Origin of the sequence: Puia sp., from assembly GCF_035546395.1 — a bacterium.
Lineage (GTDB): Bacteria > Bacteroidota > Bacteroidia > Chitinophagales > Chitinophagaceae > Puia.
Map to the genome: position 1 here is coordinate 608,402 of NZ_DASZXR010000015.1, position 13,069 is coordinate 621,470.

Sequence of the window (13,069 nt, forward strand, 5' to 3'; positions counted from 1 at the left end):
TTCAATATCCTTTCATGAAAAACAGCTATACGTCGTTATATCGCCTGTTTACATACTTGTGCCTGTGCGCATCTCTGAACCTTTCCGCGCAAACTACGCTTACCTGGTACGATCAAACTTTCCGGATCGATACACTCTATCCGGCCACCGGCTCGACGGGGATGAGCTCACCCTGGGAGGTCCTGTATGGCCCTGACGACTCTTTGTGGGTCACGGAATCCCATGGCTATAAGCTCTATAAGATCCATCCCGGCAACAAAGGAAGCCGGGTAGTGCTCAACCTGAATAGCCTGAAAGATTTCACGGCTGCCAACGCCAATCCCTGGCCGCAGGGCGGCCTGATGGGGCTTGCCATCCATCCCGGATTCTACACCGGCAAACCCTGGGTCTATATCGCCTATGTATACCACCTGATCGGCTGCAGCGATGACGGCGCGGGTACCCATTGCAGCTATAATACAAAGATTGCCCGGTTTGTCTACAGCTTTTCCGACGGCTCGCTCACCTATTTGGACGATGTAATCGCGGGACTGCACGGCAGCAACGACCACAACTCCGGCCGGATAAGGCTGAGCCCGGTCCCCGAAAGCGACGGCCGCTATCACCTCTACTACACCATCGGCGACCAGGGGGCCGGAAACCTGACCAATAAATATCGCACCAACTATGCGCAGGATACCACGGTCATCGAAGGGAAGGTGCTGCGGCTGAACACGGAACCCGATCTCAGCCAGCCCGCGGGCTCGGAATGGATCCCCAAGGATAACCCCTGGCCCGGCAGCCCGATCTATACCTTTGGCCACCGCAACCCGCAGGGCCTCGACTTCGGGTCGGTGGACGGCGGCGCCTCGTATATCCTCTACAGCAGCGAACACGGCGACCAGTCGGACGATGAAGTGAATATCATCGTTCCCCACACAAACTACGGATGGCCCAGGATTGCCGGACTCTGCGATGACAACTATACCTCCAGCTTCGGCGACAGCATGTATCTCGCCAACAAATCGGTCGTCAGCGAACACGGATTTTGCGACACTACGCACACGACGCTCGCCGAACCGATCTTTTCGTTTTACAACTGGGGCCGCAATGCCAACAAGACCTCCGGTGCAATGGGCAATATGCACTGGCCGACCATCGCCCCATCCGCGATCCGCTTCTACGGTCAGGGCGCCATACCCGGATGGAATAACTCGCTGCTGATCCCCTCCCTCAAGAACGGCCTGTTCCGCCTGAAGCTGAATGCAGATGGATTGAGCATCGACAGTACGGTGAATCCCAGCGACACGATGCACTATCTCGCCGGCTACCGGCTCCGCAACATAACCCTGTCACCGGGGGGAGACACCCTGTTCGTCGCGGTGGATAACAGCTGCTGCACGCTGGGGACAAGCGGAACCATCGGCAATTCGGTGGCCTCCCCCAACCTGGGATTTATCCTGAGGATGGTCTATCTGACGACCCTGGCCCTTCCCGATACGGCCCATAAGTCTCCTCCGCCAAGACCGGGTCGCCTGCCACGGGTCTATCCCAATCCGGCCCACGGGGAATTGTTCATCGACGCCCCCGCCAACGGACTGAAGCCGTTCACCGTGCAGTTGTACGGCATCGCCGGCCAGCTCCTCCGCTCGCAAAGCGGCGGCGCAGGCCCCATCACAATGGATATCCGCGGTGTCCAGCCCGGGGTCTACGTTCTGCGGCTGGTCTCCGCCACCGAAGCGGCTGTATTGATTAACAAGGTGTTAATAGAGTAGAAGACGGCCATTGCCAAGCGGTTAGGTTTTGCGGAGGCATTGTAATATTTTTGGTGGATACGCGACCAAAAAAGTAAAAGAATGTCGTCACACCAGGTATTCGTCCTCATTGTCATCCAGCTCCTCCTCCTCCTAACCCCTTCGATCGGTCTTTATAAATTATTCGAAAAAGCCGGCGTCGCCGGCTGGAAAGCCTTCATCCCTTTCTACAACACCTGGGTCATGATCAAGCTCTCTGGCAGAAAGGAGCATTGGGTCTTCTGGCAGCTGATCCCTGTGGCGGGCTGGTTCATTACGATGGGCCTCTACGTGGAGTTCGTCAAAATATATGGCAAGTTCCATTTTTGGGAGCATGCGCTCGCGGCGCTGGTGCCGCTGGCTTATTTCCCCTATCTGGGCTGGGATGCAAAGACCAAATACATCGGCATAAACGAAGCGCGCAAGCATAAGAAAAGCAAAACCCGTGAATGGATCGACGCCGGCGTTTTTGCCGTGGTGGCGGCGACGCTGATCCGGACCTTCGTGTTCGAGGCCTATGTGATCCCCACCGGATCCATGGAAAAGACCCTGCTGGTCAACGACTACCTCTTCGTATCCAAATTCGCCTACGGCCCGCGCATCCCGATGACGCCGCTGTCGATCCCCTTTGTCCACAATACGCTCCCCCTGTTCAACCGCAAGTCTTATGTCGAATGGATCACGCTCCCCTATATCCGCTGGTTCCAAAGCCCGGTGAAACGCGGCGATGTGGTGGTCTTCAACTTTCCCGAAGGCGATACCCTGATCAATCTTCCCGACTACCAGTCGGCACATCCTTATTATGATGTCATCCGCGAGCTGGGCAACGGGAATGCGGATTCAGGCCGCCAGATCGTGCTGAGCAATCCCGATCAGTACCCGCTGATCATGCACCCCCCCGACAAGCAGGAGAACTATATAAAACGTTGTGTGGCCATTCCTGGCGATACCATCCAGCTGAAAAACCAGGTCGTGTTCATCAACGGCCAGGCTCAGCCGCTGCCGCCGTTCTCGGAGACACGTTGCATGGTAAAGACACACGGCCAGCCCCTCGACGAGACAGTGATGCAGGAAGAATACAACATCGACGTGAGCGATCCCTCCGAACTTTCGCCAACCAACAATCCCAACGAATATTCGATGCTGCTGACCGCCGGGGCAAGAGAAAAAATGCTGAAGAACGGGGTAGCCGTAAGCATCTCACCGGTGATCGACAGCACGCAGCCCGTATGGCCCTATTCGCCGCTGGCCTCCTGGCAGCTGGATAACTACGGTCCGCTGTTCATCCCCCGCCGCGGCAGTACGATCAACCTGGACCCGACCACCTATGCGATCTACAATCGCGCGATCCGCGTCTACGAAGGCAATAAGTTCGAGCGGCGCGAAGGAAAATATTATCTCAATGACCAGGAAGTGCACAGCTACACCTTCCATTACAACTATTACTGGATGATGGGCGACAACCGCCACGAAAGTCAGGACTCCCGCCTATGGGGCATGGTCCCCGAGACGATGATCGTCGGCGAGGCCTCGCTCATCTGGATGAGTTGGGGCAAGGGGGTCCGATGGAGCCGTTTGTTCCGCCGCATCAAATAAAAAAACCCGCCGGCAGGCGGGTTTTTTGCTATAGTGGTTTTTCCTAGTTCTTGTCCCAGAATAATTTCGTCTCTACCTTGTCCCCGCCGATGGCCGACGCCGCCTGCGTATAATTGGTTCCATTCACGGTCTGCTCGTTTTGCGGATAGTACAGCCGGTTCGGGAAACCCGATACCGCACCTACCGGCGCCGGCAGCGCAGGCCAATCCAGTCTTCGGATATCGATCCATTCGTGATCGGGATGATTATACAACGAGATCCACTTCTGAAGGGCGATCTTCTGAAGATCCGTACCGGCCGCCGTCGCATAAGCAACCGACGGATCGGCAAGATAACGCGTTACCGAACTATCGGCGCCGCCCCAATACTTGATGCTTTGACGGATGCCTTCATCATAATGGCTCTCCACGGTGCCGCCTACATTATAGCCTCTGGCGACGGCCTCCGCACGGAGAAATTCCATCTCGGAATAATCCAGCACGACATACGGAAGATTGGAGGCGCTGTCTTTTGTTGAAGGCCCCGACACCGTCGAATAGGTTGTCTGGACGCCCATAACGGCGCCTACGTACTTTCCGGTGGAGCTGGCCTTGCCGTAATAGGAGGTCAGACGCGGGTCCGCGTTGGAGAGCAACTGGTCCATCAGGGTTTTGGGCGCGACATAATCATTGCGCTTGGCCACGACAAAGTTTGCGTACATGGGATTGTTGCTCGGCTGGGAGCCATATTTCATGATACAATTCTGCGCGACGGAAGTAATGGCGTTAGGACTTGCCGCTTCCACCACACTCTTTGCCGTGGTGGGATCGACGTCCGCCAGCGTCATTCCCATCACCACTTTCAGCGAATTGGCGAAGGTTATCCAGTTGGGGATATTGCCGCCGAACCAAAGATCCTCGGACAGTGCAAAGCCACTCCCTCCGGTGCTCAGCTTCGACAGATCGTTGTCGAGGCGTTTGAGCAGGTCCATATAGATCGCCTGTTGGTCATCGTATTTCGGGAACAGGTTGTCTGGATTCAGCGCCTGGCTATAGGGAATATTACCATAAGAGGTCACCAGGATATACCAGGCATACACCGCCGTGATGTCGACGCAGGCTCGTCGATTGGCGAGGGTCGCGGCTGAATTGGTCGCATCCGGAATAGTGGTGCTGAGGATGCTGTCCGCTCTTTTCAAGTTGTTGAGACAACCTTCGTATAGGGTATTCCACTGCGTATTGGGCATGCCGGCGGTTTGGAAATTATACTGTGCATTGTCCTCGATGATCGCCTGGGCCATATATCCCACGATATGCAGCGTAATATTGCCGCCTCCGTTGGCGGCCAGCTGATTCGTCAGGCTTAGGGTGCCATCGGTGAACAGCGGAGCGGCGGGCACGACAGCGGCTTTTTTTGTCTGATTATTGTAGGAGGAGATATCCTTCGTACAGGCCCCGAGGAGCAGTACGGCCGGGAGTATATACAGGATTGATTTCTTCATGTTGCTGATTTTAGAATTGCATTTTTAGGTTTAAACCAAGGGAGCGTAAAGTAGGATAGCTGCCGAATTGAAGACCCTGGTTACTATTACCGGCGGAAGCGCCATCCTCGGGATCGGCCATCGGGAGTTTCTTGTGGATGATCCAGAGATTACGGCCGAGCAACTGGATGTCCACGCCTTTTATCACTTTTGATGCATTTCCGAACCGGGAGCCGGGAATATGATAGCCAAAGGATAGCTCACGCAGTTTTACGTAACTGGCGTCGTAGGCTTCATCCGGAGGAGGCAACAGCAAGCTGTTTCCGGATGTGAGTGCCGTACGGGTCGTATTAGGTGTACCATCGGCCTTTACCCCCTTCAGGATGATGCCGCCGCCTTGCGCAACAGGCAGCCGCTTGTCGTTGCCAAGGTCGTTTTTGCCGGTGCTGGCAAACAGGATGCCCGACTGCTCGGCATAATACTGGTCCAGCGACCAGACCGTACCCCCCTTGCGGACGTCGACCAGGAAACTTAGGCTGAAGCCCTTATATTTGAATGTATTCGTGATACCGCCGATCCAGTCCGGGTTGAAGTTTCCAAGGACATTTGTAGTCGTTGCGCTGAGCACATAGGCGCTCCCGTCGTTGCTGACCACCTTCTGTCCTTTGACATAGGTATAGGTCTGGCCCTCGATCTGACCGTAGGGCTTGCCTACAGTGGCGTTTGTAGAAATGCTGGCCTGGAAGGTCGCTAGCTGCAGATTGGAGGCGCCATTGTTCAGCGAGATCAACTTGTTCCTGTTGCGCGTCCAGTTGGCGGTGACTTCCCAGGAGAAATTGCGGGTTTTTACCGGCGTGCCGTAAACCGTCACCTCGAAGCCCTGGTTCTGCAGATTCCCGGCATTGACATATTTGGATGCATATCCCGTGGAAGTCGATATGGCAATCGGCAGGATCTGATCGACCGTATTGGTGTGATAAAAGGTCGCGTCGAAACCGACACGGCTCTTAAGGAAGCTCATTTCCAGACCGATCTCCTTGCTGTTCGTCCTTTCGGGCTTGAGCGCATCGTTGTTCTTGACGGTCGGCAGCGCGAAGAGTATACTGGAAGTAGTACCGGCTACAAAGGGATTGGGCTGGTTATAAACGTCCTGGATGCTGCCCCAGTTGGCATCATTGCCCACCGTAGCGTAGTTGGCGCGGAGCTTGCCGGAAGACAGCCAGGTAACATCCTTCAAATGCTCGTAGAACTGCCAACTGCCGGAAATAGCATAGTAGTTGTAAGCGTTGGCGCTGACGGGAAGGGTGGATGAGCGGTCCCGGCGGAAGCTTCCGTCAAGGCTGAGGAAATCGCGATAGGTCAGCGTAGCCCCGGCGAAATATCCGTCGACGGCCTTGGGGGTGCTGGTTTCTGCGGGTGCAGAGATCGCCCCTACCGAGTTGGAGATCGCATAGAGATTGGGGATGATCAGCCCGCCCGTTGTGGCCTGATAGATGGAAGAAATGACGTCCCTGCGCATGTTGACGCCTAAGAGCCCGTTGAATTTAAAATCCTTGTTGATATCCTTATTCACCGTTGCGATGAGGTCGTAGTTCAGCTCGCGGAACGCGGAGTTGAACCGGCTGTAACTGGGTGTACCGATGCTGGTGACGGCGACGCGTTCTTCCTGGAACTGATTGTAGGTATCCAGCGATATACGGCCCATAAGGTTAAGCCAGGATAGCACCTGATAGTTCAACTGTACATTCCCATACGTCCGGTTACGGGTATCGTTTTCGTAATTCTGGTACGCGGTGAAATAGGGGTTATTGTACGAGAAAGGCGTGAGTCCGGCCGTGGTAGTGGGATCGTTCCAGTTCCAGGTGATATTTTTATGGGCTCTGTTATAGGCCGCCTCCTGCTCTTTGTAGTCCACGTTCACCTGGCCATATTCACGAAACTGGGGCATCACGCTGCGGGTGCCGTCATAGCCGGTGGCGTTGCGACCCACCGCCGCCTCTTGTACGTAGTTGGCCGAAGCCGCGAAAGTGATCTGGTCGGTCAGCTTGTAAGTAGCCCCGAAATTGATGGTATTGCGACTGTCATTCTGGTTGGGCATATCCCCCTTTTCATTGATCCGGCTGAAACCCAGTTTAAAAGCCCCTTTTTCGTTGGCGCCATCCAGAAAAGCGCTTTCATTGTTCGTGATCGCGGTCTTGAAAAAATACTCCGGTCCGTGCTTGGGCGCTACCCAGGGAGTCGGTTTCTTGTAATTCGGGCTCAGCGGATCGAAGGCGTCCCACTGGTAGACGTTGATGGTCTTGTCGAACTTGGGACCCCAGGAACGGGGGGCATTCGTGTTGACGATGAGGTCCGGCACACCGTCGCCGGTGATATCCTTGGATATGAAACCCCCGGTAGCCAGGTTATCCGACCGGCCGGCCCCATACAGATTTTGCCTTGTGACAAAGGTGGACCGGTCGATCCGGCCGACGGTCACACCGGCGTTGGCCGTGACGTTTGCTCCGCTCCGGCCTTTCCTGGTCGTGATCATGATCACCCCGTTGGCAGCGCGCGACCCGTAGAGGGCGGTTGCCGCAGCGCCCTTCAGGACGTTGATGCTTAGAATATCGTCGGGATTGATATCCGAGGCGGCATTGCCCATATCATAACCGCCGGCGCTGCCCAGGCCGGCGTTTGAAGCGCCACTGCTGGACGCGCTTCCCGACACGAGGATGGAATTGTCCAGGGGCGCCCCATCGACGACAAACAATGCCTGGTTGTTGAAGCCAAGCGATTTTATCCCGCGGATGACCACGTTCACCGAGCCGCCAAGGGAATTGTTTTGACGTATCTCCAATCCGGAAACCTTGCCGGAAAGACCATCGGCAATATTCGAGACCCGGACCTTGTTGGCGTCATCGCCGCTGATCTGCTGGGCCGCATAGGGGAGGGTGTTCTTGGAACGACGAATGCCCATAGCCGTGACAACGACCTGGTCCAGCTCCTTATTGGCCTTGACGAGCGTTACGGTGACGGAAGTTTGCCCGGTAATGTCGACCGTTTTATCGCCATAGCCGAGCATCGTGATGATAAGCGTGCCTTTCAGGGATGATTTGATGGTAAACGTCCCATCGTCCTTTGTGACAACACCTCCTTTCGATCCTTGCAGGCGGACCGTGGCGCCTGCGACAGGATCGCCATTTTCATCCAATACTTTTCCGGGAAGATTGATTGTTTGGGCGTTCGCTTTCTGGCCGATGAGGCCTAGAGCCAACACCGCAATGAGCATAACCAGGATGCATCTCATAGCAGTTGTTTTGAAAATTTGAAGTAATACAGGTAGTCTGGCCAAATTTGCCTGATTCTCAAAACTAAGTGTTTATTGTTTTTACCCGGTACTATCCGGATATTAACATGGCTTACTAAGTTTTTTAATAGTAGGTATCCTGCGGCGATCAACGGTCGCCGCACCTCATATCAGATGTTCATGCCGGGCGGCGACGCCACCAGCCGCTTCGCAAAGGTCGCGGCATACTTGCCATACATTGTACCGAGGTTGGTATTGGGATGCCAGGATGGCGGGCTTCCGTCAGCACCTGGCTGACGTCAAGGCCGGCTACTCCGCTGGTAGCCGCCTCTATACGGCCCGGAAGGAAAACATCGGCCATAAGGATGAAGTTTAAGTAGCTTTAAGTGACAGCCGTATTACCTCCCGGAACACCGTATAAATACCCTATTGGAAGACTATAGTTTAATAAACTCCACCCTGCGATTTTGCGCCTTGGCGGTGGGTGTCGTATTGGGCGCGACAGGCTGCGTGGCGCCCTTCCCATCGGTTTGCAACCGCCCCGCATCGATACCGAATTCGCGGACCAATGCATCCTTGACGGCGGCGGCTCGCTTTTGTGAGAGCGATAGATTGGCCGCAGCGTCGCCGTCACTGTCAGTATGGCCGACAATGTTCAGTCGAAGCGTGGTATTCTCCTTCAGGACATCCGCTATATCCTTCAGCGCACCAAAAGACTCCCCTTTCACCGATGCGGAATTGACGTCGAAGAGAATGCCCGTGGTGGAGAACCGCCCTTCGGTGAGCAGCTTGCTACGGGTGTCCGGCTCGCCCACGGCGAGCCGGATATTGCCAAAAAGATAATGACCGTTCTGAAGGATATCGTCGGAAAGCCGGAACAGAACGGTATTGTAATTCTTCCCGTTCTCGAAGGCCCGGGGAATATCCCATACCTTCTCCTCGTTCATATAAACTCTCAACCGCTGCCGCTGCCGCCAGAAGGACAATTTAACCAGCCGCTTCTGAGCGTTGCCGGCGATCCAGTCGGCTTCCTCCACCTCGTTGTTCATCGTTTGCAGATCATCGGCAAACGCCTCGTACCGCGTGTTCGACAACCCGCCACGCGCCACCGGCTGGAACCAGACTGCCACCTCATTCCGGTTGACGCCCCGCCCCAGCTGGGTGAACTGTTTGGACGCATTGGGGATGACATCGAAGCTGACGCCGAAATTTCCCGAGCCATAACCGGTATTGTCACTGCACAGTAGATCCAGCTGCAGCGTGAAATTATCCGGGAGACTATTGATGAATTCCGGTAAAAAGATACCCCGTTTGGTGACCGAAAGCCATTTCCCGTCAATCCCCTGGATGCCCTGGATCTCCCCCGTGCTGTTGGTATTCCATTTGTCGGGAAAATCCCCAATAGCTCCGGTGTTGAAGTCCTCGACGACCAGGATCTTATCGCCGGGAACAAAGTCGAATTTACTATAGGTGGAAAGATCCTGCGAAGGCGAAGTTTTCGCAGAATCTTTCACCGGATCCTCCTTCGGATCCGCCTTCCCATTCTTGGGCTTCTTATTGAACAACTTGTTCAACAGCCGGTTGGAAACATTATTAGCGGCCTGCTCCGTCGCAACCGCAGCCCCGGTCTTCACGCCTTGCCCGGCTTGCTGCTTCACCACATCACCCACCGACTGGCTCCGGACAGCCAGTGTCATGTCCAGTAAAAGGACGATAAGAACGATCGGTTTCATAACATTCATTTTTCATGGAAGACGAAAATACCACCTACTTCGCCGGGATAGGGGCCGACTCCGTATCCGGCGGGCGCGGGTAAATTTCTGGCGCGGTGAAGCCGCGCCCTTTGTGTAACTTGGGGTATGGCAAAGGTCCTCCTTTCCATACTGCTTATTTCAATGGGCCTCCGCCTGGACGCCCAGTCCTTTCCCACCCTGCGCTGGTCACCGCTCACGGAGAAAGAAGGGCTCTCCTGCGATAAAGCGAACACGATCGCCCAGGATGCGGACGGCATCATCTGGATCGCCACCAGCAATGGCCTCAACCGATGGGACGGTTATGGCTTCGCCAAATATTTCTCCAGGCTGGAGGATACGGCCAGCCTGCCCGATAATGACATCGAAAAGATCTATTCCGACCGGAATGATCACCTCTGGCTGGAGACCGGGTCGGGCATCTGTTGCTTCAATACGCACACACACAAGACGATCCGGTTTCAAACCGGGACTGCCGCCCCTGTTCCCTTCAGGACCTATGACAACTCACAAGTCTGGTTCGATGAAAAAGAGGCGCCCTATGTCGTTTCGCCGATGGCAGGCCTCTTCCGGTTCACGGACGACAGACATTATATTTCGCAGGACGAAGGGGTCGCTCCGATCCTGTTTCAGGAAAACACCTTTCAACACTACGAGCATCTCGTGCGCGACTCCCATGGAATGTTATGGGCCTTTCAGCAGAACCGGCTTTTCCGTATCGACCCTGTCTCCAAGAAAGTGATCCGGACCTTTTTGTGCAAGACGCCGGCCTCCATCTATGACGTCGTTTTTGACAGCCATAACAGGGCCTGGGTCAGCACCTGGCTACACGGGGTATATCGCTTCGACCCGGCCGATGAAACCTGGGCCCGGCTCCCCGCGGCTCTCGACGGCGTGTTGGTCAAGAACGGAGTGGAATGGAGCCTGGAGGGGCGACGCTACATCGTTTTTTCTACCAACAAGGCCGATCTTCTTTTCTTTGATGAGGAGACAGATTCGGCTCACAGCTATCTTCCGGTAAACGGCGCGGAATACGGTACCCCCTTTGTAGACCGGCAGAATATCCTCTGGATACCTACCACGAAAGGGGTATACTATGTCAACTCCTATGGCCGGCTTTTCGATCTTCGGCCGGTGAATCCCTCCGGCCGCCTGACGGACTCGATCAATTGGGCGACCCCGTACAATATGCGGGAGGAAAAGAGCGGTTACTGGATCTCCTGTCGATACCGTGGCGGCCTGTACTGGTATGATCGCCAGTGGCGGCTTCGCCATTTCTGGCCTGACGTAGTCGATAGCCTGAATCCTGCCATGAATGAAGAAGTGGCTACCCTACAGGAAGCGTATGATTTCAAACAGTTGGGCGGAGAGCTGTTCATTACCACCGAATGGGGCATGCTCATCCTCCATCTGAAAAACTTTCACCGAACCCTCGTGCGCTATCCCGCCACAAAGCCCGTTATGCGTCTTCGCACGATCGTCGATGGAGGCGATGGAAAATGGTGGATCCGCAGCTTTGACCAGGGAGTATTTTTATTCGACACGGCGACCCGCCGGTTTACCCGTCACTATCTGTTGGCCAAATGTGCCGGCTGCGAGCTGCCGCAGGTGAATTTCCTGCTGAGAGATCGTCGGGGCCGGATATTTGCCACGACGACGGACGGGCTGTTCCGCTATGACGTACGAACCGACAGCTTCCTGCACCTTACGCCGCTGGGACCACCGGTGGGCAATACGTTGATCGGCATGGCGGAGGATCGCGATGGCCGGGTCTGGATCGGAAATGAGAACGGCATCAGCGCATATGACCCCGACTCCAATACCATCGTTCATACGGTTTTGGAACACAACAGCATCGGCGCCGTCTTCCGCATCAGCATCGACTCGCAGCAGAACGCCTGGTTTAGAAGTGCCGCCGGCTACTGGTGCTGGCTGCGAAAGCAGGACAAGGCTATTCCCTTCAAGTTCAGCCTGGGCCTGCCGGATAACGATGAAGGACTTTTCTATACGGCATCGGATGGAACTGTCTTTGCCGGAGGCACCGGCACGCTTATTCGCTGGCACCCGGAATGGCTGATGAACTACCACGTATCCTGCCGGACAACGCTCGTGGACGCTACCGTCAACAACACGCTGGTAGCATTCGGGACCGGACCCAGCGGAGAAAAAATGCTGCATCTGCGGCCGGACGAGAACAGCTTACGGATAGGCTTTGACGTTACCAATTACGATATCCCCGAGAACAACCTGTACTTCTATCAGTTGAAGCCGGGACAGGGTAACTGGCAGCAGCTGGAGAACGGCCGCCTGTCCTTTAACGACCTCCCGGCCGGGGAATACCAACTGCTCGTCAGAGGCGCCAACAAGCTGACCGGCGAATATACTCCCCCGGACAAGCTACTGTTCACGATCGATCCCTATTGGTATCAATCCTCCTGGTTCAGGGTGCTCGTAATAGTAACCGTCATAGTCCTCATCGCTGCGGCGGTTCGCAAACGGATCGCGGATATCCGGCGCGAATCGGCCTTCCGGGAGAAGATCGCCGACACCGAGATGCAGGCCTTACGGGCGCAGATGAATCCCCACTTCCTGTTCAACAGCCTGAACAGCATCGAAAATTTTATGATGAAAAATGAGAAATGGCTGGCAAGCGACTATCTCAACAAATTCGCCCGGCTCATCCGGATGATCCTGAGCAGCAGCCGGAACGAACTCGTGCCCTTTTCAAAAGATATGGAGGCGCTCCAGCTATACGTGGACCTCGAATTGCTTCGGTACAACCGGAAATTTGGTTATAAGACACAGATCGATCCGGCGCTGGCCGGAGGAGACTACCGCGTCCCTTCGCTGCTGATCCAGCCCTATGTAGAGAACGCCATTATCCATGGCGTAGGCCTTAGCGACAAGCCGGAACTTTATGTCCGGGTGACGGCTTTTCTCCGGGGCGAATATATCCACTATCTTATCGAGGACAACGGCATCGGCAGGGCAGGGGCCCGGGCGCATAAGGAAAGGAACCGGCCCCATCACAAAAGCATCGGCCTTACCATCACCGAAGATCGTATCCATATCTTCAGCCACCAGCACGGCAGCGAAGGACGCGTGACCATCACCGATGAGGTCAACGCAGACGGACAACCGGCAGGAACAAAGGTGGAAGTAGTGATAAAAGCCGTTTGACGGCAACGAAATAAAAAAGCAC

6 protein-coding genes are annotated in these 13,069 nt (G+C 55.2%); 3 read left to right on the plus strand and 3 right to left on the minus strand.

Features of this window, described 5'->3' with window-relative positions; all coding sequences use genetic code 11:
• Window positions 1-14: 14 nt before the first annotated feature.
• Together VHE34_RS20610 and lepB are read left to right on the plus strand one after the other, a co-directional pair.
• Window positions 15-1,754, plus strand: a complete 1,740-nt coding sequence (locus VHE34_RS20610; protein ID WP_325591268.1) for a PQQ-dependent sugar dehydrogenase — start codon at window positions 15-17, stop codon at window positions 1,752-1,754.
• Between the two features lie 81 nt (window positions 1,755-1,835).
• The gene (gene lepB / locus VHE34_RS20615; protein WP_325591270.1) at window positions 1,836-3,368 is read left to right on the plus strand and encodes a signal peptidase I; all 1,533 of its coding nucleotides are present in this window, start codon (window positions 1,836-1,838) and stop codon (window positions 3,366-3,368) included.
• A 43-nt stretch (window positions 3,369-3,411) separates the two neighbouring features.
• Here the strand turns inward: lepB and VHE34_RS20620 are convergent, their stop codons facing one another.
• The 3 genes from VHE34_RS20620 to VHE34_RS20630 all read right to left on the minus strand — a co-directional run bounded on the left by VHE34_RS20620 (window position 3,412) and on the right by VHE34_RS20630 (window position 9,849).
• Window positions 3,412-4,848: a SusD/RagB family nutrient-binding outer membrane lipoprotein gene (locus VHE34_RS20620; RefSeq protein ID WP_325591272.1), complete on the minus strand. Its 1,437-nt coding sequence runs from the start codon at window positions 4,846-4,848 to the stop codon at window positions 3,412-3,414.
• A gap of 10 nt (window positions 4,849-4,858) precedes the next feature.
• Window positions 4,859-8,116: a SusC/RagA family TonB-linked outer membrane protein gene (locus VHE34_RS20625; RefSeq protein WP_325591274.1), complete on the minus strand. Its 3,258-nt coding sequence runs from the start codon at window positions 8,114-8,116 to the stop codon at window positions 4,859-4,861.
• Window positions 8,117-8,553: 437 nt separating this feature from the next.
• Window positions 8,554-9,849, minus strand: coding sequence for an OmpA family protein (locus VHE34_RS20630; protein ID WP_325591276.1), 1,296 nt, complete (start codon window positions 9,847-9,849; stop codon window positions 8,554-8,556).
• Between the two features lie 126 nt (window positions 9,850-9,975).
• Between VHE34_RS20630 and VHE34_RS20635 the strand changes: the two genes are divergently transcribed.
• Window positions 9,976-13,047 (plus strand): ligand-binding sensor domain-containing protein, encoded by a 3,072-nt coding sequence (locus tag VHE34_RS20635; RefSeq protein WP_325591280.1) that lies wholly within the window; start codon window positions 9,976-9,978, stop codon window positions 13,045-13,047.
• Window positions 13,048-13,069 lie beyond the last annotated feature (22 nt).